A 26684-nucleotide genomic window follows, 5' to 3' on the forward strand; every position below is an offset into this window, starting at 1 on the left:
GCTGTATATCTTGGTTAGGCATATATGCATACGTCATTGATCGCTACTATTGTTATTTTCTACATCCTCAAAATCGACTTGAATGTCTATTGTAAGTCTACTGATGCAGGTGACGGGGGAACTTTACCACCAAGGAAATAAAATACAGATGTGATCGCACTTCACTTGTAATCAACCACGGGCGATAGCGAAGCGCTGACTTGTCAGTTCGCATATCATCAAGGATGCGATCGCAAAAAGCTAAGATCAAAAAGTCAAACCCTAAACTTTGTAACAATTTCTTCATAAATTTTTGTCCCAGTTAACTGCTTTGACCGAAAAACAATTCACTGGAGACTGGGAAAAAAATATTTTTATTTGTTAAGTGTTCTTGTCTACGCAGTTGATGATGGTTACTTACTTGCTCACGGTACTAATCCCGCCCGCAAAGCACGGACAGCAGCTTGTGTCCGGTCAGCAACACAGAGTTTATTGAGAATACCTCGAACATGAGTTTTAACAGTACCGACTGTTAAATAGAGCCTTTTAGCAATTTCTGCATTGTCACAACCAGCGACAATCAATTCTAAAACATCCATCTCTCTATGAGTTAAAGGATAGCTAACTATACTTTTCTCAACATCCGGGTCAATACCTTCAATCAAAACTCTTTTTCCAGATGCGGCTCTGTTGCCATCGGAGAAATCTTGACGTATTTGTTGTAGTACGAGGTCTGCGATCGCTGGATCGATCCATGAGCTACCTGCATAAGTCATTTGCACAGCCTCAACTAGTTTCTCTGTTTCTATATCCTTCATGCAATAAGAATCTGCACCTGCTGCAAATGCTGCTAAAACTGCTTGTTCGCTATTTTGCATCGTTAAAATTAGCAGCTTTGTTGTGTAGTCCTCATTCTCTGCCTGATATTGCCTAAATATGCGTGTTAGCTCAATACCATCCATGTCAGGCAAACCAATATCAATAGTCGCAACATCTGGCTTGAGAGTTTTCAGAAGCTTAATGCCGTCGGCTGCATTGGCTGCTTCGCCAACAATGTTAAACTCTGCCTGGGTTTGTAAGGCAGACCGCAAGCCGATTCTTGTCAAGTTGTGATCTTCAATCACAAGGATTTTGATTTCATTCATAGTTGCTTAATTTTACTGTTATTTATCTAAAGTACAGATTAAAATAATCTCGTTCTTCTATTCGGGATCTTATACAAAAAGCAATGCGTTTGGTATTATTCCGTGAACTTCATCTACCATTGGACATAGATAACCTTATCTCGTAAGCTTTTTTAAGGCAAGAGTTCCGATATGACAATATACAGCAGTTTTCTTTTACATGAAGTACAAAGCTACAGGTTTTGAGGCAGGAGGCAGGAAGTAGAAACTCTTTTTGTCTGATACTGCGTGAGTCTTGCACTTTTTACCTCATCTACTTGAAAGCTGCTGTAATTTATCAAAAAATATTTTTATACATTAACCTGATATTTTATGGGAAATAATTTTTCATTAAAAATTTGGTAGCAAGCAGAAGTAAGTAACTATTAAGTAGTTACCCTTACTTTAACTAGGATTATGCACAGAAAAAGTCACCATAACACCCAAGCACTGATATTAGTTGGATAATTCAGATGGCTAAATACTTATAAAAAAACACATTAAGGAGAAAAAAGCAGTATAATTACGTAGGCAAGAGGTATTTTATTTAGGAAACTCTAAAAGAAAATGTGAATCCTTAATAATCTCAGCGTTGGTGAAGTAAGCTATTACTAGATTTGCTAGGGATAGCCAAGCACTTCTTTTTTTATTTAGCCATGTCTTTACCTAAAACTGTCAAAAAAGATAAAATTCTCGTTGTCGATGATATTTTTGACAATCTACTGGTCTTAGAAGCAGTCCTAGAAGATGAGGACTATGAAATTAGCTTGGTAGAAGATAGTAAGATTGCTCTGGCTATGGTTGAAGAGTCACCGCCAGACATAATTCTCTTAGATGTGATGATGCCGGAGTTAGATGGTTATGAATTTACTCGGCGCATCCGACGGAATCAGGCGTTGCCATTTATTCCGATTCTGCTGCTTACGGCTCACTATGAGTCTAGCGTTGTTGAAGGACTCGACGCTGGTGCAGATGACTTCATTCGCAAACCATTTGATCCTGATGAACTACATGCGCGAGTGCGATCGCTCCTGCGCCTCAAGCATAGTATCGATGAACGAGATCAGATGGCGAACCTCCGGGCAGATTTTGTCTCGCGTTTTACTCACGATTTACGTATACCGCTAGTAGCCTCCAACCGCGTATTAAAATTATTGCTGGAAGGCAGGTTTTGCAATGTTTCGCCACAATTGCAAGAGATAATTGATACCATGATTGGCAGCAATCAAGACCTGCTGGAAATGGTAAATACCTTGTTAGAAGTTTATCGTCATGAAGCGGGCTGTAAAACTTTAAAAATTTCTCCCTGCAATATTCAGGAATTAGTTAGTGAAGTTTCCCAAGAATTAACTCCTTTAGCTGAAGAAAAAGGATTAGCTGTAAACATTGATCGAGGTGAAATTGCAAGCACCATTATGGGCGATCGCATAGAACTGCGACGAGTTTTGACAAATATCATCGGTAATGCAATCAAATTTACAGACAAAGGTTCTGTAAATATTCATTGCTATCTTACTCCGGTAGCTGTGAATATTGATATCCAAGATACAGGACCAGGAATTTCTAAACCAGATCAAGCAATATTATTCGAGCGATTTCGTCAAGGGAAACACCAACGTTCTGGTAGTGGTTTGGGGCTATATTTATCTCGCTGCATTATCGAAGCACATCAAGGCACAATCGATGTGACATCTGAACCAGGCAAGGGTAGTACATTTACTATACATCTACCTTTAGCTGACGAAAACTAAAAGTAAGCAGACAAAGAATTATTACCGATCAATTTCTGGAACAATATCAGGACGCTCTTTATCTTCCTAACTTACAGGACGTTTAAAATTGTACTAGGCAATTGATCCTATAGTCACAGTAGCGATAAAGCTTAATCCTAATAACGCTGTCTGTACAATAGAATAAGTAGAGTTACCTTGTGATGTTGGGATGTCTGTTAAAAGATAGGTAAATAGAATATTAATTATGAATTAGCACTTTTTAAAAAATCAGTAATAGATTGAGAAAATGTTTTGCGATCGCTATTGCGAAAAAAATACCTGAAAATTTTATACCAATTCTGTATAAAATTGAAAAAGAATTCAGAAGTCAGAATTCAGGAGTTAGAACTTTCATAGTGGCGGAATTCAGACCCACCACTAATTGTAGACCGCCAAATTATTGTAGACCGCTAAATTTTTAATTTAGCGGGGGTGCAAAAACGCCGTTTATTCATTCGCCACTCGTACAGAATTCCCCAACTGAATTCTAGCAACTGACATCTTTATTCTGCTTTGGTAAACCACCAATTCCAAATCAACGAAACGCTTATGCTGTATACCTGTTTTAATTTTGAATGCAAGAATTTTGCCTTGCGGTACTAGTTACTTGAGCAACTTGTTACAGCGAGGAAAACCTTGATCGTGCTGTACTATTCTAAAGTCTTTTTAACTTCATCTTTGATATTTTCAGCGGTATGACGGACTTGGGCTTCAGTTTGTTTAGCTTTACCTTCAGCTTTATCTTTAGGATCGCCAGTTATTTCGCCAATAGCCTCTTGTACTTTTCCTTCGACGTTTTTAGCAAAAGCTTTTGCTTTATCTTCGATACTCATATTTTTTGTTCCTCAAGTATGTTAAGTGTTAATTACTTCTTGCTTGCTCGAAAAGCGCTGTAATGTTTATAGATTACTTCTAGAAAACTTTTAATTCTTCTATCTGACGATGTTTTTATGACAAATATTTGTGTCCATTGTACATAGTTATTTCACTTTAAGATTCATCTTTGGAAATTTAAGTAATATCCAAAAGAGGGAAAGGATCATTTTATTGTTCTATCTTCAGACAAAATCATTTCTAACTTCAGGTAGACAGCCATGATAATAAACCGCAATTTGGCTTATTACCACTGGATATGGTAAATACAGTGCTCTTTATCTAAGTCTAGTACACTACCCATCCGCCCCAATACTTCTCGGTTAATGGGAAAAGGTGAAAGAAAAAACCTTTAACCAAAACCCAATAACCTTTTCCCAAAACCCTATTCCGAATTAAAAATGCACAAAGCGAAAAGTATTGCCACCTGCCCTATCGGGGAGAGTGCCCGATAGCTTGGTTATACATTAGTCACATCTTTCTTAACACTCACTTATGAACTTGCAATCTGCTGTATATTACTTCTGCAACTTTAACTACTTAAGCAAGTATTAGAAATAACTAACACCAAAAATAGTTTAAATTTCAGTAAATACTTTAGGAGTAGTAGCTTGTAGAACAAGGATTTTGTCACAAAAATTAGCAGAAATCAACATAATTTTTCAGGTTTTAACTGAAGAATAGTTTAGCTAGTGCAAGAAGGCATAGAGAAGTCTAAGCAGTGGCTTTGAAGTACCTCATAGAACTTGTGACTAATTTCTGCTCAAAGACAGCAGGAACAATTATCCACGTTTATTTATAGCTTCTTACTTGTAGTATTTATGAAGATATTTATGCAATCAAATTTTAGTACTCAACCAACTCCCAACTCCCAATATATAAACTATAGGATGCAAACTGATTCATCTGTTAATATTTTCATTGGATGTTCTGTCTTGATTCCAATAATTATATTTGTAGGGTTTAATTTATATAAGAAACACCGAGCTGCTGTTTTTTGCCGACAAGTTGCTTATTTAGAAAAACTGTGGCATTTGAATATTAAAAAAGAGCTTGAAGAAAAATAATCATGAAGTATTTATTTCTAATTTGGGTGCTTATATTCTCTTTAGTAGCTTTTATTGCGGCGATATCTGACAACAAGCTGCTTCTCGACAAGAGCCTACACCAACACGTCTACGCTGAAGTAAAACAGCCATACAACTTAATATCTGGACTTGGCACAATCCAGCATCCAGTTTCTACTTCTAATCCTCAAGCCCAAGACTTTTTCGATCAGGGATTAAATTTAATTTACGCTTTCAATCATGATGAGGCAGTGCGTTCTTTTCAATACGCTGCCAAACTCGATCCGCATTTAGCGATCACATATTGGGGTGTTGCTTTAGCCTTGGGGCCCAACATTAATTCAGAAATAGACCCCAATCGGGAATTAGCTGCTTACCAAGCGGTACAGAAAGCTTTGGCACTTTCTACCCAAGCTTCCACCCAAGAACGAGACTACATTACCGCCTTAGCAAAACGTTACTCTCAAGATGCCAGTGCTGATTTGTATCAACTAGCGGTAGACTACGCAAAAGCAATGGGAAACCTAGTCAAGCGCTATCCTGATGATTTGGATGCAGCGACACTTTATGCAGAAAGCCTGATGGATCTGCATCCTTGGCAGCATTGGACTAAAGATGGTAAGCCACAGCCAGATACAGAAGAAATTGTGGCTGTTTTAGAATCAGTTCTCAAACGTAACCCGAATCATGCAGGAGCTAATCATTACTATATCCATGCAGTGGAAGCCTCATCTTCTCCAGAACGGGCCCTTGTGAGTGCTAAGCGACTCGGAACTCTAGCGCCAGCGGCGGGACACTTGGTACACATGCCTGCTCATATTTATTTTCGTGTGGGAGATTATGAAGGGGCAATGCAGGCAAATGAGCAGGCGATCGCTCAAGATGATATTTACATCAAAAAATATCAAGTCCAGGGCACTTACCCCATGATGTATTACAACCACAACCTACATTTTCTCATGGTGGCCAGCAGCATGGCAGGAAGATATGAAGATGCTCTTAAATCCGCAGATAAACTAGTCGCAAATGCTACTGCAATTGACCCGTATGCACCAATGCTTGAGGGATTCCTCGGCAGCAAAATGCTGATTCAGACACGCTTTAGTGATTGGGATGCCATCTTAAAAACTCCTGCTCCCAAAGCTAAATTGCCCACTACCACAGCACTTTGGCATTTTGCTCGCGGTATGGCAAGCGCAGCTACAGGCAAACTTGAAGATGCAGCAAGTGAAAGTCGGGCATTACTGGCTGCCAAACAGGGAATTTCCACCAAAGCAACCATTGGATTCAGTTTTGCTAGTCGCATTTTAGACATTGCCTCAAAAGTTCTAGACGCTAAAATTGCCAGAGAAAAGCATGATTATGAATCTGCCATTTTATTGCTAGAAAAAGCGGTGGCAGCAGAAGATGCCCTCGATTACGTGGAACCACCAGACTGGTATTTTCCGACGCGGGAATCTTTGGGTGATGTGCTTTTAGCTAAGGGTGACTATAGAGAAGCTGAGAAAGTCTTTCGTGCCGATTTAAAAAAATATCCCCATAATGGACGTTCTCTATTTGGCTTGCAGACAAGTTTGCAGGCACTAGGCAAAGATGAGGCCGCTCAAGTTGTCAAAGCTGAATTGGAGACAGCTTGGAAAGGTGATATTAGGCAATTTAACATTGCAACTTGGGTTAATTAGTCAAACATGATATTACGCCACTTACTCCCCTTTTCCAAAAAAAGAGGCTAGGGCGTGTTTTCTTGCCTCGTTGTATCCTAAAAAAGAGGCGATCACAACTAACGGTTTTCGCTGGCGGTTACTGCGCGACTCTTCATTGATGACGCGTCTGACTTATAGCAAAGTGCTGAGTTTCTACTCAGTATTATCAAAGATTTCAGCAACCAACATAGTCCTAACCTATGCTTCGACTGCTATATATCGAATTTGAAGAACAGATTCTCAACGGTGAGAACTTTGCCGAGTTTGGGCTATTTTATCGGTTATTTTACCGTTCCCGTTTGCCTGAAGATATGGACGATGCGGATAAGTGCTTGCTGGAATATTACCACCAAGAAGCACTGCAACAGGGCGCACGGGTACGCGACAGACTCCGAGATGGGGTAGAAAAAGCACTAATACAGCTAGGGACAGGTTTTATCCATTGATATTTTGTCATCCTTCAAATACTAATACCAATTCTGTATGAAGATGCGCTAAACCATAAGTACAAGAAAGAAAAACGAACCGCAAAGACAAGGCAGTGCGTTGGGCGGGTTCCCCGACTTGAAGCAACTGCCGCGCAAAGAACACAAAGAAAGAAGTTAAAAGGATTTGGCGCAGTCTCACAAAGAAATGGTATAAGCTGATTGCTTGCTTAGGAGCAAATTTAAATTCAATAACTTTTGATTTTGTAGCTAGACAAAAGATAGGAGGAACTGATTTAGCACTTTTCATCGCCACTGCATACTTTGTCGTAAGCGTAGGCTAGCAAAAACCGAAGGCATCGCACGACTTTTTGAGTACGAAATATCCAGAGGTAGATAACCCGCAACTTGGGTTAGTTAATAATATACAATTTAATAGTTATCTAAATTCTGGCAGTAAATATCTCATACATATTTTGTAAATTTAACTAATACCAGGAAAATGTATTTAATTAAACTTCGCATTTTAAAAATATATTATGGCTAAATTGCAATTACATTTTAATGGCTCTTTTGCCCTAAAAAAAGACGAAATAAATAGACTTTTTCATGCTTCTGCCCAAGAAAAAGGCTTAAATGATAGCTTGCCTAATTTGATGGAGAAAACAAGTTTAGGTAATGGCAAAGTAGGACGAGTAAAAAGTTGGGCAGTACGTGCAGGGTTAATTAAGAATAATCGCCCCAGTCGGGAAGGGGAAATTGTCTTGCGACTAGACTCCGGTTTGGAGTCAAATATTACAGACTGGTTGATGCACTTTTATTTAAGTTTTGGTGATCAAGGACTACAACAAACACCAGAAAATCCTGCTGATTGGGGTGGATGGTCTTACTTTATATATAAGTTCTTGCCTGGTTATAGTAAATTTACTAGCGAGGAATTATTGTATCATATTGGTTCAGAGTTTGAAGAAAAAAGCAAAGTGATTGCTGACAGAATCAAATTTATCTTGCGGGCATACACTGAGTTTCAAGCTTTAGCATCCTGCAAGTTTATCACTCAACAAGAGGATAAATATGTTACTGGAAATGCCCACTTACCTAACTCTTACCTGGTGGGATATTTCCTAGCCAAGCTGTGGGAACGTGACTTTAAAGGCGAAGGTTCAGTTCTTACTGAGTCCATCTTGAACCAGAAAATGGGAATTGCTGCTGTACTGGGGATCAAAGCAGACGCACTACAGGAACAGCTAAATGCACTAGAAGCTTACGGGATCATCGAACAGCGACGGGCAGTACCTCCTTTCCAAGTGATTCCGCGCTGGGATGAACCTTTGGCACTACTGGAAAAGGCCTATGACGGATAAAGCTGATTTCCTGTTGCGAAATGCCAGACCCGATGACAGAATTCACTTGCTACTGTGGGACACACCTGACGAAAACGAACTAGTACGTATCGCTTTTGACAATAATGCTCAACGGGTCAACTACCGAAAAAATTTGTTACAAAGGATTCATCTGGGAGAAAACTTTCTCACGCTTCATCATAATTTGGATCTGGAATTGGATGCGATCAAGTTAATGTGTTCTGGAGTTAGCAAGCAGGTTGTTTTACTAGAAGGGTTAGATTGTCTGATCACTTATTTACAGGTTACATCTGGCAGTCATATTACCCTTTTTTGGAAGCAACTGGAAGAGACTCGCAAGCTAGAAAAACTTTTGTGGATACTGCTACCCCAGCAACTAGCACCCAAAAATTGGTCATCAGAGCGTATTAAGCGTATTCCTTCAGGATAATTATCACCTTGCATTTGCTATTTTAATTGATTATGCTCCTCAACCAACTTGTTGAAATCAACGAAAAGGGTAGTATTGCTAGTTCTGTCAACTTTGGGATGTTGGATGATTTAGAGAAGAATTTGCGTCTGTGTGAGAGTTTTATCTTTAATTACGACTCAACAAAACCTGAGTTATCGACGGTTGGTATTTTGGATGCGGTGCGCCGTAGCTATCATAGTCCAAATCAGCCGAATATCCATTTGATGATTCAACAATATGGTAAGGGTAAGTCTCATTTTGCGATCGCTGTAGCCAATTTTTTCAAAAAACCCTTCCACAGTCAGGAAGTACAAGGGATTTTGTCACAAGTAGAAAAAGCGACATCTGCCAAAAATCAAGCTATCTCTGAAGGATTGAAGCTTTTTAAACAAAATCAACGCCACCAACATTTGGTTATCTGTCTTAGTGGTGATCAAGGCGGTGACATTAGGAAGCAATTCTTGCAACAACTCGTCAAAAATTTGGAAGAAGCAGGTATTCAGGATTCCTTAGCACAACATATATGCAGTGAACCTCTACGCTACTTAGAAAGTTTGAATCCAGAGAATAGGGCAAAGGCAGAACAATATTTACAAAATATTAGTAATCCTGATGGTGATTTAAATTCTCTCATTCGCTTACTCAGAGAAAATAACTCTGGCGTTCTATCGTCTGTTAAAAAAGTTGCCTTTCAAATCACGGGATTTACTCCTGATTTTACTGCCGATATAAATATTGAAGTAATTATAGAAGACTTGTTAAAAAATTATTGCACTGGACAAAATGCCCATTTCCAGGGGATTTTAATTTTATTTGATGAGCTAAATTACTATCTGAAATCTTGGGCAGCAGATGACATAGGTGCTGGGGGCACTGCACTACAAAACATTACAAACATTTGCGAAAACTACAAAGGAAAAATTGCTCTACTAAGTTTTACCCAAATTCATCCTGGTAGGGCATTGGGGATTTCTGCAAATGCTATACCAGAGTACCAAAAGATAGCAACTCGCCTTGCACCAAAAGATGGCACTACCTACGATAACCCTACTTCTAGCTTGGAACTGGTTATAGAGAATTTATTGTTGGTAAAAAATGCATCTACTTGGCAAACATTTCGTTCCCAATGGCATAACACTCTGAGGAGAGAAGCTGAAACAGCTTTCGAGCGAAGAATTAAAATTTATAAAAATAAAGGCTGGTCTTTTGAAGAATTTTATACCCACTTATCCGAGGGTTGTTTTCCCCTCCATCCTCTTACAGCATATCTGCTGTGTAACCTTGATTTTACCCAAGATCGGACTGCTATTCAGTTTATAAAAGGCTATGTCAAAAATTTTATCGCAATTCAACCTCTAGAAAATGTCGGAAAACTTAATTACATTTATCCCATTGCTTTAGTAGATACCTTTATTGAAAACTTTTCTAACTACCCTGTTTATACCAATTATAAAAAAGCTGTAGAGTTGGTTGCAGGTGCTGAGAACCCTGATGAATTAATTGTTATAAAAGCATTATTTTTATATGAAGCTAGTGGAGAAAACCTTACCAAGTCCGACCGGGAAGATCATCAAGAAATTCTGGTAGCTTTGACTGGTTTAACTAAATTAAAACTCCAGACAGCACTAGATAAACTAGAAAAGGAAAGAGACTTAATTTACTACCGACCAGAAATTAAGCTTTATCGTTTCTGGGAAGGAACTAACCCTACAGGGATTCAAGAAGAAATTGAAGAAAAAATAAAATATCAGACAACATCAATTAATGATGTTGTTACTTACTGTGGGCAGATTAGTATTCTTAAACAATATCCGTCTAATGATACAATGACTGCTACACATTTTGTTAAAAATAATAAATTAGTAAGTGAAGATTGGCGGTTTGAATTAAAGATATATAGTATTGATGAATTTATTAGAGCGCTAGAGAACAATCGTACTATCAGAGACACCAAAGAAAGGGGAATTTTAGCTTATGTCCTAGCAGAGACTCAAGAAGAGTTGCAAGTATTTCGTAATACTATATCTAATTATTTGTCTAAATCACCAATTAAAAATCGCATTGCCGTTGCCATTCCTACAGAAGAAACCGGAAATTTAGCCCGTGTAATTCTGAAAATAAAAGTTCTAGACGAAACCGACGCTGCTGACAAAAGATTATTTGGAACAGCTTATAAACAACTTCTTCAGCGTTGGCAAGAAGAAATAAACACACGGTTAAAGAGGTTATTAAATGATTGTACTTATCATTGTGTAGGAATCGATAAAATCCCATCTGCTGAACAACGCAAAGCGCAACGGGTAATCAGTGTACTTTTACAAGATTTATATTCCTTCGTTCCTCCTGTGGATGAAATCGATAAAATGCGTTCAGGACATCTCACAGGTAAAAAAATTGTCGGCTGGACTGCCAAACAAATCTTTATAGAAGATAATCTCAGTCAACAGACGCTACCTGACCGTTCTTACAGTACTGTTATTGACCAGATTTTTGTCAAGTTATGGGGTCTATTCAAGAAAACATCTGATAAATATATCGTTCAAGAACCAACTCATGAAAAAATCCGCGCTGCTTGGGACGAAATTTCTGAAATGACTGATTTAGAAGGTTTGCCACAAAAAGTTATTGACCTGGATAAAATTTGGCAAGTCCTCTCTACTCCACCGTTTGGTTATAGCGAATATAACTTTACCATTTTGCTAGCAGGATGGCTAGCAATCCACCGTAAAGAAGTATCTCTCAAGGGCTATATCGAACTTAGTTCCAAAAGATTAAATGTGACGTTGAAAACACAATCCTTAAAAGACTGGGGTAATACTGATATTCTCCAAAATCCCACCGCATTTGTTGATGACTGGATTGTTAAACAAAAGTCCAAACTGATTCGTCGCCAACAAGCAGAAAGGCCAATTTCAGTATCGCTAATAAACTATTACGATGAGGCGCAGCAGTATCTAGAGGCAGTTACTGCTTTTTTAGAGTCTAATGAACCGGATGAGTTAGAAAAAGAAGAATTAACTAAGAATAGAAAGCAGGTGAGTGCTGCGGTTGCTGAAATTGACAAGTGGTTTCAACCAGTGCAAGCTGTGGAAAACTTACCTCGTGAGGCACAATTGGCAGCACTTTTACCACTTTACCCCCAACTGCGGAAGCGATCGCCAAACAACTTAATTTTACCAACGCAACAACAATGCGATCGCTTCTCTCAAGCATTTCAAACTGTCAGTAAGAAAATTGACCAACTTGTAGCAGCAGAAAACAAGCGTGCTGAGTCACTATCTAGCGAACAAGCTTGCAATACTTATAAAATTGAGATTCAAGGAATTATTGACCAGATTACCCAAATTGCAGACTTGCCTCCCCACTTAATTGAGAGTTTGCAAAATGCCCTCCATACCAGCAACATCAGATTAACAGATATTAGGCAGCAGGCAGAAGAAGAACAAAAGCAAGCTGAAGATACACAAATTATCCAGAATATTCGTAATTCTGCAACAAAAATTAAAACTATTTATCTTTCTCAAGCAGCGCTTCAAGAAATTGCAAATTTACAATCTCGCTTCAATTATCCTGATAAATTTCAGTATGAAGTTACTGAAATTGTGCAGTCAATTCAAAAAAAAATCACTAGCGATCGTTATAGTTTGGCAAATCTTCACACTCAACTACAATCAGTAAACAGTCTCACAGAATTAGATGTTCTTAATACAGAATATGCCAAACTTGATATTGTCTTTCAAGATTCGGCTGACTACGAAGACTATCAACAACTACAACCACAAATCCAGAGTTTAAAGCATGACCTAGAGCAGATACAAAGTCTAGAAATTCGCTATCAACAAAGTGATTCTATTGCCAGTTGTAAGGATATAATCAATCAAATTTTCGTACTGTTACGGCAACTTCCGCGTTTAGAGCAACAAAATGTGTACGAGAGGTTAGGGCACATTCTCTCAGAAAAGACGGAGGAGTAATAGGGATGAGTGATAAACATATGATATTAGACCCTACTGGATTGTACGATATTCCCTCCGGCTATATCCGAATTACAACAGAGGTGGAATGGATACAGTTCTTTGGTGTCAGTACTGATCCTTGCTGGGTAAGAGGTCAGCGATTATGCAAATGGGCAGAAACTTGGCTGCGATCGTGGAATAGAACTGAGGAAATCACGGAGATTAAGCAACATCCCCGCTACATACTAGGGCAATTGTTTGCCACTGTACCGTTACCCCATGACTGGACTGACGAGCAACTACTGATTCTGGCTACTAAGTTAGATTCTTATCCCCAAGACAACTCCATTGCCCACTTTTTGGCAGACAACATCACTAACAGTAACGGACAGATATGGTTTGCCCAAGCCTCCATCTCACATCTCGCCGCTTGGTTGTCAATTTTAGTTCCAGAAGAGTACAAACCCCTAGAGCGAGTTTGGCAGCAGCAGTTCCAGGAACATGAGTTAACAAACTATTACCAGACTGAAGATAAATTATTGTTCCTGCGTCGCTGGTTAGGCATAGCAGAACCAGTCTTCAATGACATCGGCAAGTATCCCTTGCCAATTCCCGACTTCCTCAGACAAGAGTTTGACAGCTACTGGGAACAACTTATATCCCGCACCGAAGGTAAAGTTTTGGATACCCTAACGCCTGCCAACCAAGTAGGTATGGAGCGAATTGCAAATTGTGCTTACAAGGTTTTTGGCAATCGACCTAACTGGATTAATCAAGCCAGGGAAATCAAAGTTACCCCCTATCTTAACTATCAGCAGAAGCAAGAATTAAGTCTTAACCAACATCCACCTCAACCCCTGGCTTTAGATGCTACTCCTCAGCAAGCTTTAGCTTGGGCAACAAAAGATTACCTACCCTTCCGTGCCTGGGAAGTTATTAAGCAACCTTCCTCTGCACCAAGAATTAGTGATAGTTTGGCGGATAGCTTTGTCGAGTGGATGCTTCAGCACTACCCTCAGATGCAGGTAGACTCAGTAGAAAATTCCTACCTCAACTACAGTGTTGCAGCAAAAGTGCAAAATCTTTGCCAAGAAAGTCCTGTCTTTTGGGTTGTGGTCGATGGCTTAGGATGGTTAGATCATCTAGAACTTTTGTCTTTACTAACAAATAATTACAAACTTGCTGTAGAAACTGCCCTTGAGCCTCGGTTTAGTATCCTGCCTACTAAGACAGAGTATGCCAAATGGAGCTTATATGCTCAATTATTGCCCAGTGATTCTACTTGGGTTGCTGATGCTGGCAAAGCTTTTGTGAAAATGGGCATGGGCAAACGTTATACAGATAGACAAGTTGACAAACTTTACAGCGCTTTGAGAAAAAAGACTTCTAAGTTGTATTGTTGGGATACAGATATCTTCGATAGTCTTTATCACAGTCAAAAAGACTGGCAAAGCCTTTACCAACTTGACCGTCCGCACACCCTAGAAGGCATTGCCAAGAAAATTGATTACTGTTTGCAACAATACCCTAATCCAGATGCACTAAGAATCGTTATTGCCAGCGACCACGGTCAAATGATGGGTACTTCCGAAAAAATCACCCACTGCCCCTCAGAACTAGAACCCAAGGGGAGAATGGCTATTGGTAAAACTGATGATAGCAGGTTTGTGGTTTTAGAAGGCGATCGCTACAGTCTTCCCCACGATATTAGTATTGTCAAAGGCTCCGCTAGCTTAAGTTCTTTTAGCTACACTAGCAATAAAAAAATTATCGGTTCTCACGGTGGGCTATTTCCTGAAGAAGTTGTGGTCGGCGTATCTATTCTGCGAAAATCGATCCAACGTCTTCCTGTGCTGGTTTTTTGCTTTGGTGAAGGCAAACCCAGACAGACAGGAGAACTGGAAATTACTATTGAGAATCCTAACTCAGTACCCCTAACAGACCTTTGCGTATATATTCATGAATTACCAGATTTTCAGCAGGGAAAACTATTAGAACAGGAAATTCCTGCTAATCAGCGTTTCAGTTTTCAGGTAGTATTTCCCGAAGTACCCACATTGCCTCCAAATTCTCCGGGAAATAACCTATCTTTAACTGGCAAATTAACTTTTAGATTTGCCTGCGCTGAAATTGAAAGCACTGCCCTCACTCCTAACTCAAAAATTATTATTAACCAAATATATAGTAGTGGATTTGATATAGATGAATTCTTGGGAAGCAACAACCTATAATAATGATTTGGTTCGTGAGGTTTTCGGAAATCTCTGTATTGATAAAACTAGACTACCATCTAGTGGATTAAGTTCTATTGGCGTGCCTAGTTTTGTGGCTGAATGGTTATTAGATAAAATAGTGCCCGGTTCAGGAACACTTACATCAATAGAATTAGAGAAAATCAATAGCTTTATTAAAAAAGCCTTTCCACGTAAAGATGACCGGAATGAAATTATTTTTGACCTCACTCAAGGGGAAATCCGAAAACTCATTGCTTTAATGCAGGTACGGATTAAATTAGAACAGGGAGGAAGAGTAATTCCTGAACCATTGGCACAAATCCCTGTATTAAATTTGACTGAATGTAGCATTGCGACTGATATTGTCGAACGTTATAAAAAACTTTTACGCCAAGGAATTTGGGGCAAAGTTACTCTAGCTATGCTTCCTGATGGCAAAGTGGAAGTGATGGATTTTGAACCATTTCAATGTTCACAAGTTGATTTACAAGGCTACAGCGAATGCCGGGCAAAATTCAATACACAACAATGGCGGGATTTAATATTTTGCTCAATGGGTTTTAACCCTCAGCATCCTAGTTATCAGCAGGAAGCTAAAACATGGATATTAGCTAGGTTATTACCATTAGTGGAAGCTAATTATCACATAATAGAACTAGCTCCTAAAGGTACTGGCAAAAGCTTCTTTTTTGAAAATATCAGTAGTAAAGTTACTTTAATTAGTGGTGGTAAAGTTACTCCTGCTCAATTGTTTATCAATGGGAGAACTAAAGAAGTTGGGTTACTCGGTCGTCATGAAGTTGTGGTTCTAGATGAAGTTCAAAGTTTAACCTTCGATAATCCTGAAGAGGTCATTGGCCCACTCAAAAATTATCTTGCTAGCGGTCGTTATAATCGCTCTGGTTTTGCAGATATTTCTAGTGACTGCGGGTTAGTGATGCTAGCTAATATTGAATTAGACGATCAATTAGAACCACGCAATGAAGATAATTTAATTGCTAATCTCCCCAAGTTTTTTGCTGAAACTGCATTGTTAGACCGATTATCTGGTATTGTCCCCGGTTGGAAAATTCCGAAGTTTCAAAGACAAATGGCAGCTTCTCAAGTTGGTTTAAAAATGGATTTTTTTGGTGAAGTTTTGCTATCTCTACGCCAAGACAATCGCTTCATGTTCTACGTAGAACAGCATACTAAATTTGCCAAAAATGTAACTATTCGTGACCAAAATGCTATTTTAAAATCAGCATCAGGTTTTCTAAAAATTCTCTATCCTCATTTAGAACTAACATTAATGGACTACGAGCGCGATTGCCTGGAACCTGCTTGTAAACTACGCCAAGCAATCCGAAATTCGCTATATTATCTAGATGATGAATTCAGGCAGTTTGGTAGAGAAATTTATGTGGAGACAAAGTAAATACTATATCTATCTCACCAAAAGAATTACCAAAAATATTGATTTTCTACTACTGTTGTTTGGCGGGTGGAGGAGTCGTATTTGAGCAGATATTCACGAGCGATCGCTTCGTTTTCTCGCAGTGTTTCAACTTCTTTCTTGCCAATCTCAGTATCCGTAGATAACAAAATGACTTGGTGACTGGCGGATGGAAAGTAACGTTCAACTAAGTTACTGCGGTGAGAGGAGTCTAGTCTACCTAATGGTGTATCGATAGCTACTGGTAGGCGGTGTCCAGAGACTTTTGCTAAACCCCAGAGGAAAGCGATCGCAAGTAGTTGTTTTTCGCCAGCAGAGAGGCGATGTTTGGGGACGGGTTGACCATTGAAATCATACAGGAAAAGTCCAAAACTATTGGTATCAATGGTGATGCGATGCACTAAGTCTGATTTGTGGAGGAGATAAAGGAAGCAATTTTTAACTTCTTCCTCTAATTTATTGAGCTTTCTGAGGGTTAGTTTTTCCCGGAAAATCTTGAGTGTTTCTTGAACTTTCGCCGCAGAGGTAATAATATGATCTTTATTTTTACGTTCAATATTTTCTACAGTATATTCTTGTAATTCTTTTTTGGTCTTATCAAGTGCAGTTGCTAACTCAGCTAACTTCTGGCGAGTTATCTCATAATTTACTTTAGCTTCAGAAACTTGATTTTGTGCTTCTTCTACAGCTTCACGCAGCTTTTTATAGGCTTCTGGTTCTGCTGCTGTTTGTACTTGTCTTGCTAAATTGATAATTTCTTCTTCTAAATTTTTGAGAACATTTAATTTTTCTTTGGTAGTATTTAAAGCATTTTGCAAATAATATCTGACATTATCTAATTGACTCAAACTTTCCTCATCAGTTAATAACCAGGGTAATTCTGATTGGGAGTTGGCTGTATATAAATTATCAATATCGTTAGCTAAAAAAGAGTTAATTTTATCAACTTTGTCATAAGCGATCGCTAATTCACTTAGCCAGTTGAGTAAGCGTTTGTCTCGTTCAAGTAAAACATCTCTAGCTAACTGTACTTGTTGATAACGAAATTCATTTGCTCCCTGTGCTTGTACTTGATTCAGTAAATTAGAAATTAGCTTTAAAGGTAACACATCAGCAGCTAATTCACACATTGACTGCCGAATGTTTTCTGCTGCGGCAGTTTTCTCTTTTTGTTGTTGTTCTAGTTGATTGCGTTCGGCAGCGATTTTACCTCCTTCTGAAACGAATTTATCTAAAACTTCTCGCTGTATGGTTTCTAATTCTTCAAGTTGATTTTTGAAATGGGCTAATTTTTCTTCTATAACTAGGTAATCTTCTTGCTGCTGCGTTAACCTTTTTTCAATTTCTTCTATATTCGCTAAATCTTTATTGTCAGCCATTTCTTTACGTTTACGGTTGACTAAAATCTCCAAATCAACTGCTAAACGGTCAGATAATTCTAGCCCTAAAAGTCCACGAATAGCTTCAATTACAATTAGTGGTGGTGATTCCTGTTCTGCAAGGTTTCTTACTTGTTCACCATCAAAGAGAAATAAATTAGAAATTCCTAACGGTAACAGATTTTCTATATAGTCATCCCAAGTATTTACCAAAGAATCAACAGGCCAAGTATCATCATCGCCTAAAATTCCCAAAGAATCTTTACCATCTTTAGGATTTTTTTCCCAAGTTCTGACAATCCGATATTTTACTGGTTTATCATCTTCTATGTGTTCAAAAACTAATTCAATCCGAGTTTTTTCGGCAGGATTAGCTTTACTATTAACACATTGGTTCAAAAAATCGTTATAACTCAAATTACCACGGGTAGAACATTGAGCGCGATGTCCATAAAGAGCTAGGCGAATAGCATCCATCAGTGTAGTTTTTCCCCCGCCATTCATTCCACCTAAAAGGATAATTGGGCGCAGATATTCATCTTTTCTTGGGTCAAGATTGATTACTTGTCTTCCAGAGTAAGGGCCAAAGTTTTGTAGTACAAGTTCAAGAAATATCATTGATATTTAAGAATAAAATATATGGCCAATGGAATTCACCCAACATTGTTCCGTTATTTTTATAGGGTGTGCATTGCCCACCCTACCATATTTTTTACTAGTTGAATTACAGTCACGTTGTCATAATGTGCCTAGTTAAGATACTCATCACTTCTCCAGGGTTGGGACTAGGTAATAAAGGACTCCATTCATTAACTTGAGCAAAACCCAGCTTGTAAAGGGTGAAAATTGTGTTGTTAACACCTGTTTTAGAACCATAAATTACTACTTTTATAGACTCTCTCGTTGGTGTTGTTCCTTGAGATTCGTTGGCAAAAACAAGCGGCGAGGTTGTTGGAAAGGTATCTGCCAAAAAGCTTTTAGTCATTGAGATTTACCTGATTGTTAGTGAGATACTCTGTTACCATTAGGTAACATAACTATCTTACACTCTTAGTTACCAATAGGTAACATTTACTTGGTTATGTGCCTTTGACACAATCAAAGGCATGGGAAAAGCAGGAAAAGCGCTGAAACAGGTGTTGGAAATCTACAGTATTAGCCAAAACAAGTTAGCAGTAACGATAGGAACAGGACGGCCAAATGTTCACCGATGGGTAAACGAGATTAGAGATCCTGTTGCTGAGACAGTGCTAGAAATTCGGGATGCACTCAAGAAAATTAATCCAGCCGCAGCAGAAGAGTTTATCAGGCTGTACTTGGGAGATGCTGACAAAGATGAACAGCAAACTTAAAGCTTCGTCTCTCTATTTTTAAATTTTATATTTGCCCAAGTGTTAGCATCATCAGCAGATTGTGTAGTATTGGTTACGTCAGCTTGTGCATTTGTGACGACAAAATCTGCTAAAGTTAGCTGCTTAACCTTTGCAATATCACCTTGTTCAGCTGCTGTTTTCAAATCCCGTTTCAAATGAGCATTTTTCACCGCTTCATCTTTAGAACGCGAACTAGTAATAAAGCATTTTTCTAATTTGTCATAGATTCCTACGCGCCGCGACATTTTACGAAATTGGCGTTCTGTGTCTAACAATTTCGCCATGAGTTCCAAGTGCATCGCGTCACCTTCACAGATTTCTTCTAATACAGCCCATTCATCGCTACCTAATAAGCTAAGGTCAGCACCAGGACGAGGATCTTGAAATTCTTCACCAGTTACTTCTTGATAAATGCGGGGTAAGCTATCATCAAATTCATGTTTGTCTTCTAGCCAAATGCGGCGAATTTCGCTCATTTCTTCGAGAGTAATTAAAGTGATATCGCGCATATTTTCTGGTGCTGTACGACGGGTTTTTGTTTGCGCTTCTAATAATCGTCTGAGCCAATGTTCCCGCCAATATTTGGTATAAGGGCCATGAATTGGTTCAATAGAGGCTTCACCATCTACATGACGCTCAAAAAGTTGGACTTCTCCCCAGATGCGACGAAAGTCTCTTTTATCACGGTCATCTCTATTATCTAATTCATTACGGATATCTAATAGAGGCTGCATCCATTCTTTCTCTTCATCATTTTGAATCATTGCCTCCATTGATTTATCCTTACTAACAATTGTGCAAACCCAGCACCCAAATCGAGAATCACCACAGCTAGCAGTGGAAGTATCAACAACTAGAGGACATTCATTATCTGCTGTAGCACCTCGATACATGGTGAATAAATCTTTGTTGCTGTATTCCCAAGGGTTTTGCCACTGATTTAGGTAAATCCAAACTTCATCAGTACGCCAATCTTCAATAGGGCTATAAATTAAAGAATTAGGCAAGCTTGGACTATGGTAAAGCAGAGATGTATGTGAATTTGAATCAGAAATGAGGCGATTTTTTAGGCTACCTGCTTGATGTTTTTCCATTGAGATAGCACGTTTGATACTTTCAGCCTTGCGCGTACCTAAAACAAGAATAACTTCCCCATTTACTCTAACCACATCACGGATAAAGCGGTTAGAAGGATGAATTTTCAGACGGTCTGTACACCAACGAAATTTTCCTCGCGGCGTTGGATAACCTTTACCAATTAAGCTTACCCAGAATGTCTCTTTGATTTCTGGTTGTAATAAATGAGGTTCAATGGGCATTTTCTGTTCTTTTGCAGTAACCCTCATCCTTTCTAAGGATTTGCGTACCCAAACAGAGACTACAGGGTTTTCTACTAATGTGTCAGTTGTAATAACATGAATAGTCTTTTTTCGCTTTTCAGCTGGTAATGCTGCGATCGCATTCCAGATAAGCTGTAAGGTAGCGGTACTGTCTTTGCCACCTGAATACCCTACCACCCAAGGTATCTGATCCAAGTTGTACAATTCTTGAATTTCAATGGTGAGAGCTTGGATATAGTCCACTAACTCTGCTACAGTACGTACTTGCTGATTTTTATCTTCTTGCTGTTGTGCTGTAGCCATTTCTCCTTACCTATTGAAACATGGATATTTTTCACCCTTCCTTGAATTGCTCTGAGGGTAGCTTTTGTATTTTACAGACTTTAAGGCAAAAAATTAATAAACCTATAATCGTAACACGAATTGTAATTTCATATTTTATACACAAGTTTTAAAAATTAACATGAAAAATAGTACATCTGACCCAACTGCTGACATTGCTAGAGAGTACCCGGAACGGGAAAATGACGAAAAACAGTCACTCGCTTTACTCCTAGAGAAGTTTTTAGGAAGAAAAGATCAGATTCTCGTTCAAAAAACCGAGATGGGTGGTACTGAGGCTTATGTTAGCTCTGTTACACTGGAATGGTTTGCAGGTCGGGTTCACTTTGCCTCTGGCTTACCTCTGTTTCAAAAAAAGTACAATCCAGAGACAGATAACATCGAGATTGACGCGGATAGTATTGATGAAATTCAGCAGCGTCCCCTTGATTGGTCACGTCAAGCACCGCTAGTCCAGTATTTAGCGGCTCGACACAACCATAAGTTTCCGCCGGTGCTGGTAGTAATTAATCAACCGTGGGTGGATAATCCTAAAGCTGCTGAGTGGGATAGTAAAGAACGCGCTACAAAGTCTACTACTGATTTCATCCCCTTAGATAAAGACGGTAAGGTAGGTCTGCTAAATATTTCTGAGGATGATGTGACTATTTATGCCTTAGATGGCCAACACCGATTAATGGGTGTACAAGGGTTGATGGAGTTAATCAAAACTCGTAAGCTTCAGCGCTATAAAAAAGATAAAGGTGCTGATGACAGTTTTATTACAGTAAATGATTTGATTGACAAGTACCAAGTAGACCTTGCTTACTTGCAAAATTTACCCAAGGAAAAAATTGGTATTGAGTTTATCTGTGCGGTAGCAGCTGGGGAAACTCGCACCCAGGCGAGACGGAGGGTGAGATCGATTTTTGTTCATGTTAACCTGATGGCTGCACCGTTGACTAAAGGTCAGCTAACACAGTTGAATGAAGATGATGGTTTTGCGATCATTGCTAGAAAAATTGCAGTTACACATCCACTATTAGAACAACGACAAGAGCGCAATCCCCGCGTCAATTGGAATAGTGCAACGGTGGCTTCTAATTCTACAGTTTTGACGACTTTGCAAGCTCTGCAAGATATGTCTGAGCGATATTTGGGTCAAAAGTTCTTTCACTGGAAACCCTTGGAGAAAGGTCTAATTCCAATGCGTCCAGAGGATGAAGAACTTAAGCAGGGAATTGAGGAATTTAGCAAGCTATTTGATAATTTAGCTAGTCTTTCAAGTTATAAAATTTTAGAACATGAGGATACACCAGCTTTACGGCGCTTCAGCTTTGAGAAAGATGGAGGTGAAGGAAATATGCTTTTCCGTCCGGTTGCTCAAGTTGCATTAGCGCAAGCTTTAGGAATTTTGGTTTTTAAAAAAGGCTTTTCCCTAGCAGATATTTTTAAGAAGCTGCGGAAGTTTGACCAGCAAGGCGGCTTTAGTGGTATGGAATATCCCCAATCTCTTTGGTATGGGGTTTTGTATGACCCAAATAAAAAGCGGGTGCAAGTTACTGGACGAGATTTGGCGGCGAAGTTATTGGTTTATATTCTGGGTGGAATTCAGGAACAGATGGAACGTGCTGAACTTCGTAAGGCTTTGGCAGATGCAAGAACTGTGGAAGATAAAACAATAGGTTTTGATGGCAAGTTTGTTGAACCCAAGCAAGTCGGGCTTCCATCCATTCTGAACTAGCTAAATCATAGTGACAATTGATACCATTCAGAAATTGCCGAATTGCAGTAGGCTACAATTTAGTCCTACTGCGACAAATTAATATTTACTCATCAATGTCACTTTCGTCTTCTATTTCATCTTCTATCTCATCAAATATTTCTTCCTCATTTTCTTCATCTCCTTCAGTTAGAGAATTTGTGATATTTGTACTAAAGATATTTTCATCATCAACCACACTTGCTTGTGTATAATTATTCTCTTCAGATATACTGTCATCTTCTAGAAATTTAACTACAGGCAGTTCGACATAAAATTCTTTTCTCCAGCTAGCTATTGTATCTATAGTCCAATTTACTTCACTATCTACATCTTCACGAGTACTCTTTATCAGTTCACGTACTCCCTCAGAGGTATTAAGAAATATCATTCTAAGGAGTTCTATGCATTTATCACTACCAGCACCAGTTGTAATCATAGTAAGTTTTTCGTTAGGCTGTACAATCAAGTTTTTCCAATGAGGTGCATTTCTATCCAAAAAGCCTTTATCATGCATTTTCTCTATACTTTTAGCAATTGCATCCAAAATCTCTGGGATACGATATTCAGCTTTTATTCTCAATAGAAATCTTGAAACAGCAAAAAAAACAATACGCTGCCCAAGGACAGTATATAGAATATTTGACTCTCTTAACTTTTTAAGTTGCTCTTTTTGAATAGGTTGTAGTTTAATTTCTTCTGGTTGAGGAGGAACACTTATACCCAAATGTTCAAGTTGATTAAGCCAATCCTTAAATGGTTGGAGTTGGTAAAAAAACCATTTAAAAATATTTCTAGTTCCTATATGAGGAATTTTAGGATGTGATTCATAATACAGCTTCATTGCATTCTCTCTGTCAATTGGAGAATTTAAAGTCTTTTTCAAAGCTGTCTTTTTATAATCTATTAAAATTTCTACAGCACATTTACTTATTAAATCTATTGTTGTGAGATAAGGATCAGTCTGTGTCAAATTTGTGGATTTAGATGACCATTTTACAATTTTATCCTCTAAGACATCTTCTTCTAAAAGTTTTCTAGGTATAAGTGCAGAAAGTTTTGTGTCATCCAATAGAAGTTGAGTTTGTCGATCAATACGTTTAGCAGTATTATTTATTACTGTAAATATATTACGAGTAGCCTTAATCGCTTCATCCCGTATTGAAATTGTCTTTTCAGAGTGTCCTACTCTGCCTAAATTTCCAAAAACTAAATAGACAACTGGTATATCAAAAGGTTCATCACAAGCACAACCTTCTAATATTTCTTGGGGAGATAAAGGCTGTTTGTCTATATGTATATTCCAGTATTTTTTTAATGATAACAAACGATGTTGACCATCTATAACTATTCGAGAAACACCTTTATATAATTTTAAGTTAACCCATTTTTCAAGAGGTTTACCTTTACTCATAACATGGGAAAAATCCCAAAATTCTGTTTGTTCATCTGAGTTAGGAAGAAGAACAATAACCAAAGAGTTGAAAAACCTAATTCCGTTTTTGGCTAAATATGCAAATAGTTCTGTTTCTGCCCTTTTTTCATCTAATTTTCGTTGAACTCTCTCAGAAAATCCCCATTTACCCTGAAGCTCACCAGCAAATCTAATATTCTCTGCTGCGTCACTATGATCAAGAGTTGTAAGAAAGTAGCGCACTTCACCAAAAGTACCTGTAATAGCTTTATATTCAATAGTTTCTGGTGATTGATCATCTAATTCTTCCATCATTAACTCCTCTGTGTATTAAATTTTGGCTGGCAAAGCTGAATTAGTAAGCTTTCAAGTTCTCTGGCAATATTCCCAGAGCAAGGAAAACATATAAATAAAAATTCATCTTGAGGTCTTAAATTACCATATTTTGCAAAGAAACCATTATCACTCTCTAAGTGTTGTTGAAATCTTTTTTGTAAACTAGAAGCATAACCAATGTAATCTGGAGATTGTAAAATACTACAGGTTAAAAGAAGCTTTTTGAGATTACGTCTGTCTTTTGGCATAGATACACTTTTGATAAAACTATGCATAGTATCTGATAAAGTAACTGGTTTTCCACATATATCTATAGTAAATTTTTTGCGCGAATCATCTTCAATGAACTTGGTTGTAAATACAGTTTTAGTAACCCGTTCATTTATATCCATAGCTAAATTATTTTCTGCAAAATCGAATGCGTGGTAAAAAGCATATATTCCTGATTTATCTGGGATGTCATAAATTGCAGAAATTGTTGCTGTGGCTACTATAAAATTTTCAAAAAAATCGTCATGTATTGTTTCTTCTATTGCCATATAAACTAGATATCTCTACCACATTTTTTAAATAAATTTACTTAAATCAAAGTCAACTTCTACTGAATTCTCTTGAAATTTATCGTGGCTTAAAATTAATAGCAACCTTTCTGAATAGTCTACTGCACCACGAAATTCATTTTGCAATAACTCAAGTCCACCATTAGCATATTCCTCGAAAATGCGAATACGTTGAGTGTCATAATTTTCGTCATTAGATGAAAGAATACTGATATCTTTATTCGCAGTGATTGCCAGTAGTTTGATCAGCATATCATATCCTTTTGATACAAAATGCTCTTGGGGTATGGGATCGGGATCTCTTTTAGATATCTCCTCTAAAGCAATTCGCTTTTTATGCTTTGCCCCCAATGCTGCACTAAATACAAGCACATCAACATAAGTTTGAAAAGGCCCAGTTGTGTCTTTTGATGCTACTAGAGATTTCACCAACTCAGCCTTGTCTTTAGCAACCCTGATTCTATTTACAGCCATGATCTTAAATATCTACATTGTTGCTATTTTAACTGACAGCCAAAAGCGATGCTTACGGCTGGCTACGCTTATGCACCTTTTAGCGCATTATTTTATACTAGAATGCAAGCGATCGCTAAACAAACAAATTACCCTCTAACATAGTCCATCCTGGCACTGCGGGTTCAGCTTCAGCCACCTCATCACGGCGATAAACTTGCGGTTCTTCAGGATTACTAGCACGATATACTCTAATAACTTCCTCTTTTAGTACATCTACATCCCAAACTACCAATGTACCAGCCGCAAAATAATCACGGCGTTTACTAGCCATATCTTTCTCAGCCTTATCACCGTAATCATTTTCACTTCGCACCTCAGCAGCAAACACAGGCGCACCATTAAGAAACTTCCCGCCTGTAGGTTTTCCAGTATAAAACGCAGCATCAGGACTTAAAGAACGACGATTAGGGAGATTGACAAGAAAGCCGACATTATCAGGCAAAGCGTAACCACTTTTTGTCAGACGTTCATAATCCCGTAGACTTGCATAAATTTCACCACCTGCACGTCCTGGTAAAAATCCAGTTGGAGATATCAGCATCAATTTCTCATTGACAATCTCTGCTTTACAATTGTCAGGTAAGTGGTACAAATCTTCAATAGTTGCTTCAGTTTTAATACTCATTAAACCCCTAATAATGAAGAATCTAGGATAATCCTAATTTAAATAGGAAACTGAACATTTTCATACACCAAAGATATCGGAAAGCGGAAGTCAACGCTGGTTAAATCAACCTCATCCCCTGCTTCATAAGGGTGCAACTCCCAGAGTCCTCTATCATTTAACCGGAAGCAATCTAAACCAATTTTTTCAGCATCGATGAGGACGTATTCTTGCAAAGTCTGAATGCGACGATACCGCGTAAATTTTTTACCTCGGTCGTGAGCTTCCGTACTTGGGGACAGAACTTCAACAATTAAACAAGGATATTGGAGAAATTGAATAGCTTGTTTATCCCGTTCATCGCAACTCACCACAACATCGGGATAATGAAAAGGCCCGTTCTCAGATACACCTACTTTCCCATCCGCCATATTCACACGACACCCACTTCCTCGCAGGTGACTTTTTAACGCTGAAGCTAAGTTTAAAGCAATATCATTATGGGGAAGAGTACCCCCAGTCATGGCGAAAACTTCACCATCAATATATTCATATTTAATTTCTTGGCCTTGTTCCCATTCTAGGTATTCGTGAGGAGACATATAATTTATGTTTGGACTCGCAACCATAACCTGATTTTTTCTCAAAAGTCACTTT

23 protein-coding genes are annotated in these 26684 nt (G+C 38.4%); 11 read left to right on the forward strand and 12 right to left on the reverse strand.

The window, feature by feature from the left end; translation table 11 throughout:
- Positions 1–97 precede the first annotated feature (97 nt).
- Entirely contained in the window at positions 98–286 is a 189-nt protein-coding gene (locus V7K56_RS04800) for a hypothetical protein (RefSeq protein ID WP_334908123.1), read from the reverse strand.
- 118 nt (positions 287–404) lie between these two features.
- A complete protein-coding gene (locus tag V7K56_RS04805) occupies positions 405–1124 on the reverse strand; it encodes a response regulator transcription factor (RefSeq protein WP_334908125.1) in 720 nt (239 codons plus the stop codon).
- A 674-nt stretch (positions 1125–1798) separates the two neighbouring features.
- Between V7K56_RS04805 and V7K56_RS04810 the strand changes: the two genes are divergently transcribed.
- A complete protein-coding gene (locus V7K56_RS04810; RefSeq protein ID WP_334908127.1) occupies positions 1799–2893 on the forward strand; it encodes a hybrid sensor histidine kinase/response regulator in 1095 nt (364 codons plus the stop codon).
- A gap of 671 nt (positions 2894–3564) precedes the next feature.
- On the opposite strand, the gene V7K56_RS04815 is transcribed toward V7K56_RS04810, so the two are convergent.
- On the reverse strand, positions 3565–3747 hold the full coding sequence (locus tag V7K56_RS04815) for a CsbD family protein (protein WP_334908129.1): 183 nt from the start codon (positions 3745–3747) through the stop codon (positions 3565–3567).
- 873 nt (positions 3748–4620) lie between these two features.
- Between V7K56_RS04815 and V7K56_RS04820 the strand changes: the two genes are divergently transcribed.
- The 3 genes from V7K56_RS04820 to V7K56_RS04830 all read left to right on the forward strand — a co-directional run bounded on the left by V7K56_RS04820 (position 4621) and on the right by V7K56_RS04830 (position 7003).
- A complete protein-coding gene (locus V7K56_RS04820; protein ID WP_334908131.1) occupies positions 4621–4854 on the forward strand; it encodes a hypothetical protein in 234 nt (77 codons plus the stop codon).
- 2 nt (positions 4855–4856) lie between these two features.
- Positions 4857–6536: a tetratricopeptide repeat protein gene (locus V7K56_RS04825; RefSeq protein ID WP_334908133.1), complete on the forward strand. Its 1680-nt coding sequence runs from the start codon at positions 4857–4859 to the stop codon at positions 6534–6536.
- 221 nt (positions 6537–6757) lie between these two features.
- A complete protein-coding gene (locus V7K56_RS04830; protein ID WP_334908135.1) occupies positions 6758–7003 on the forward strand; it encodes a hypothetical protein in 246 nt (81 codons plus the stop codon).
- Positions 7004–7010: 7 nt separating this feature from the next.
- Here V7K56_RS04830 and V7K56_RS04835 read toward each other — a convergent pair whose 3' ends face one another.
- On the reverse strand, positions 7011–7292 hold the full coding sequence (locus tag V7K56_RS04835; protein ID WP_334908137.1) for a hypothetical protein: 282 nt from the start codon (positions 7290–7292) through the stop codon (positions 7011–7013).
- A 229-nt stretch (positions 7293–7521) separates the two neighbouring features.
- On the opposite strand from V7K56_RS04835, the gene V7K56_RS04840 reads away from it, so the two are divergent.
- From V7K56_RS04840 to brxL, 5 genes are read left to right on the forward strand one after another with little or no spacing between them, the layout of a single operon-like run.
- Complete coding sequence (locus V7K56_RS04840; RefSeq protein ID WP_334908139.1) at positions 7522–8346, forward strand: DUF4007 family protein; 825 nt, start codon at positions 7522–7524, stop codon at positions 8344–8346.
- Positions 8336–8776 (forward strand): hypothetical protein, encoded by a 441-nt coding sequence (locus tag V7K56_RS04845; protein WP_334908141.1) that lies wholly within the window; start codon positions 8336–8338, stop codon positions 8774–8776. Before V7K56_RS04840 ends, V7K56_RS04845 begins: the two co-directional genes overlap by 11 nt.
- A 32-nt stretch (positions 8777–8808) precedes the next feature.
- Positions 8809–12771 (forward strand): hypothetical protein, encoded by a 3963-nt coding sequence (locus tag V7K56_RS04850; protein ID WP_334908143.1) that lies wholly within the window; start codon positions 8809–8811, stop codon positions 12769–12771.
- Between the two features lie 5 nt (positions 12772–12776).
- Positions 12777–14984 carry a hypothetical protein gene (locus V7K56_RS04855; protein ID WP_334908145.1) on the forward strand — a complete coding sequence of 736 codons (2208 nt, stop codon included), beginning with the start codon at positions 12777–12779 and terminating at the stop codon, positions 14982–14984.
- Positions 14956–16404 (forward strand): BREX system Lon protease-like protein BrxL, encoded by a 1449-nt coding sequence (gene brxL / locus V7K56_RS04860; RefSeq protein WP_334908147.1) that lies wholly within the window; start codon positions 14956–14958, stop codon positions 16402–16404. Before V7K56_RS04855 ends, brxL begins: the two co-directional genes overlap by 29 nt.
- Positions 16405–16430: 26 nt before the next feature.
- Here brxL and dndD read toward each other — a convergent pair whose 3' ends face one another.
- The gene (gene dndD, locus V7K56_RS04865) at positions 16431–18419 is read right to left on the reverse strand and encodes a DNA sulfur modification protein DndD (RefSeq protein ID WP_334908149.1); all 1989 of its coding nucleotides are present in this window, start codon (positions 18417–18419) and stop codon (positions 16431–16433) included.
- Between the two features lie 112 nt (positions 18420–18531).
- Entirely contained in the window at positions 18532–18786 is a 255-nt protein-coding gene (locus V7K56_RS04870) for a hypothetical protein (RefSeq protein ID WP_334908151.1), read from the reverse strand.
- Between the two features lie 121 nt (positions 18787–18907).
- On the opposite strand from V7K56_RS04870, the gene V7K56_RS04875 reads away from it, so the two are divergent.
- A complete protein-coding gene (locus tag V7K56_RS04875) occupies positions 18908–19153 on the forward strand; it encodes a helix-turn-helix domain-containing protein (protein ID WP_334908153.1) in 246 nt (81 codons plus the stop codon).
- Here the strand turns inward: V7K56_RS04875 and dndC are convergent.
- Complete coding sequence (gene dndC / locus V7K56_RS04880; RefSeq protein WP_334908155.1) at positions 19150–20817, reverse strand: DNA phosphorothioation system sulfurtransferase DndC; 1668 nt, start codon at positions 20815–20817, stop codon at positions 19150–19152. The genes V7K56_RS04875 and dndC overlap by 4 nt on opposite strands.
- A gap of 160 nt (positions 20818–20977) precedes the next feature.
- Between dndC and V7K56_RS04885 the strand changes: the two genes are divergently transcribed.
- Entirely contained in the window at positions 20978–22579 is a 1602-nt protein-coding gene (locus tag V7K56_RS04885) for a DGQHR domain-containing protein (RefSeq protein ID WP_334908157.1), read from the forward strand.
- Between the two features lie 85 nt (positions 22580–22664).
- Here the strand turns inward: V7K56_RS04885 and V7K56_RS04890 are convergent, their stop codons facing one another.
- The 5 genes from V7K56_RS04890 to V7K56_RS04910 form a co-directional block, all read right to left on the reverse strand.
- On the reverse strand, positions 22665–24326 hold the full coding sequence (locus tag V7K56_RS04890; protein WP_334908159.1) for a DNA sulfur modification protein DndB: 1662 nt from the start codon (positions 24324–24326) through the stop codon (positions 22665–22667).
- A complete protein-coding gene (locus V7K56_RS04895; protein ID WP_334908161.1) occupies positions 24326–24886 on the reverse strand; it encodes a GIY-YIG nuclease family protein in 561 nt (186 codons plus the stop codon). The genes V7K56_RS04890 and V7K56_RS04895 overlap by 1 nt, the downstream gene beginning before the upstream one ends.
- A 27-nt stretch (positions 24887–24913) precedes the next feature.
- Entirely contained in the window at positions 24914–25381 is a 468-nt protein-coding gene (locus tag V7K56_RS04900) for a DNA phosphorothioation-associated protein 4 (RefSeq protein ID WP_334908163.1), read from the reverse strand.
- Between the two features lie 115 nt (positions 25382–25496).
- Complete coding sequence (locus tag V7K56_RS04905; protein ID WP_334908165.1) at positions 25497–26048, reverse strand: Uma2 family endonuclease; 552 nt, start codon at positions 26046–26048, stop codon at positions 25497–25499.
- Between the two features lie 38 nt (positions 26049–26086).
- Positions 26087–26656 carry a Uma2 family endonuclease gene (locus V7K56_RS04910; protein ID WP_334908167.1) on the reverse strand — a complete coding sequence of 190 codons (570 nt, stop codon included), beginning with the start codon at positions 26654–26656 and terminating at the stop codon, positions 26087–26089.
- Between the last annotated feature and the right edge of the window lie 28 nt (positions 26657–26684).

Source organism: Nostoc sp. (genome assembly GCF_036917535.1).
In the GTDB taxonomy this organism is placed as follows: Bacteria; Cyanobacteriota; Cyanobacteriia; order Cyanobacteriales; family Nostocaceae; genus Nostoc.

Coding starts and splice junctions, on each gene's coding strand:
- V7K56_RS04835 (WP_334908137.1), bottom strand. CDS start 7,292: ATGAAAAGTGCTAAATCAGTTCCTCCTATCTTTTGTCTAGCTACAAAA.
- V7K56_RS04820 (WP_334908131.1), top strand. CDS start 4,621: ATGCAATCAAATTTTAGTACTCAACCAACTCCCAACTCCCAATATATA.
- V7K56_RS04855 (WP_334908145.1), top strand. CDS start 12,777: ATGAGTGATAAACATATGATATTAGACCCTACTGGATTGTACGATATT.
- V7K56_RS04805 (WP_334908125.1), bottom strand. CDS start 1,124: ATGAATGAAATCAAAATCCTTGTGATTGAAGATCACAACTTGACAAGA.
- V7K56_RS04840 (WP_334908139.1), top strand. CDS start 7,522: ATGGCTAAATTGCAATTACATTTTAATGGCTCTTTTGCCCTAAAAAAA.
- V7K56_RS04850 (WP_334908143.1), top strand. CDS start 8,809: ATGCTCCTCAACCAACTTGTTGAAATCAACGAAAAGGGTAGTATTGCT.
- V7K56_RS04800 (WP_334908123.1), bottom strand. CDS start 286: ATGAAGAAATTGTTACAAAGTTTAGGGTTTGACTTTTTGATCTTAGCT.
- V7K56_RS04830 (WP_334908135.1), top strand. CDS start 6,758: ATGCTTCGACTGCTATATATCGAATTTGAAGAACAGATTCTCAACGGT.
- V7K56_RS04910 (WP_334908167.1), bottom strand. CDS start 26,656: ATGGTTGCGAGTCCAAACATAAATTATATGTCTCCTCACGAATACCTA.
- V7K56_RS04885 (WP_334908157.1), top strand. CDS start 20,978: ATGAAAAATAGTACATCTGACCCAACTGCTGACATTGCTAGAGAGTAC.
- V7K56_RS04890 (WP_334908159.1), bottom strand. CDS start 24,326: ATGATGGAAGAATTAGATGATCAATCACCAGAAACTATTGAATATAAA.
- V7K56_RS04810 (WP_334908127.1), top strand. CDS start 1,799: ATGTCTTTACCTAAAACTGTCAAAAAAGATAAAATTCTCGTTGTCGAT.
- V7K56_RS04900 (WP_334908163.1), bottom strand. CDS start 25,381: ATGGCTGTAAATAGAATCAGGGTTGCTAAAGACAAGGCTGAGTTGGTG.
- V7K56_RS04875 (WP_334908153.1), top strand. CDS start 18,908: ATGGGAAAAGCAGGAAAAGCGCTGAAACAGGTGTTGGAAATCTACAGT.
- dndD (WP_334908149.1), bottom strand. CDS start 18,419: ATGATATTTCTTGAACTTGTACTACAAAACTTTGGCCCTTACTCTGGA.
- V7K56_RS04905 (WP_334908165.1), bottom strand. CDS start 26,048: ATGAGTATTAAAACTGAAGCAACTATTGAAGATTTGTACCACTTACCT.
- V7K56_RS04895 (WP_334908161.1), bottom strand. CDS start 24,886: ATGGCAATAGAAGAAACAATACATGACGATTTTTTTGAAAATTTTATA.
- V7K56_RS04825 (WP_334908133.1), top strand. CDS start 4,857: ATGAAGTATTTATTTCTAATTTGGGTGCTTATATTCTCTTTAGTAGCT.
- V7K56_RS04870 (WP_334908151.1), bottom strand. CDS start 18,786: ATGACTAAAAGCTTTTTGGCAGATACCTTTCCAACAACCTCGCCGCTT.
- V7K56_RS04815 (WP_334908129.1), bottom strand. CDS start 3,747: ATGAGTATCGAAGATAAAGCAAAAGCTTTTGCTAAAAACGTCGAAGGA.
- V7K56_RS04845 (WP_334908141.1), top strand. CDS start 8,336: ATGACGGATAAAGCTGATTTCCTGTTGCGAAATGCCAGACCCGATGAC.
- brxL (WP_334908147.1), top strand. CDS start 14,956: ATGAATTCTTGGGAAGCAACAACCTATAATAATGATTTGGTTCGTGAG.
- dndC (WP_334908155.1), bottom strand. CDS start 20,817: ATGGCTACAGCACAACAGCAAGAAGATAAAAATCAGCAAGTACGTACT.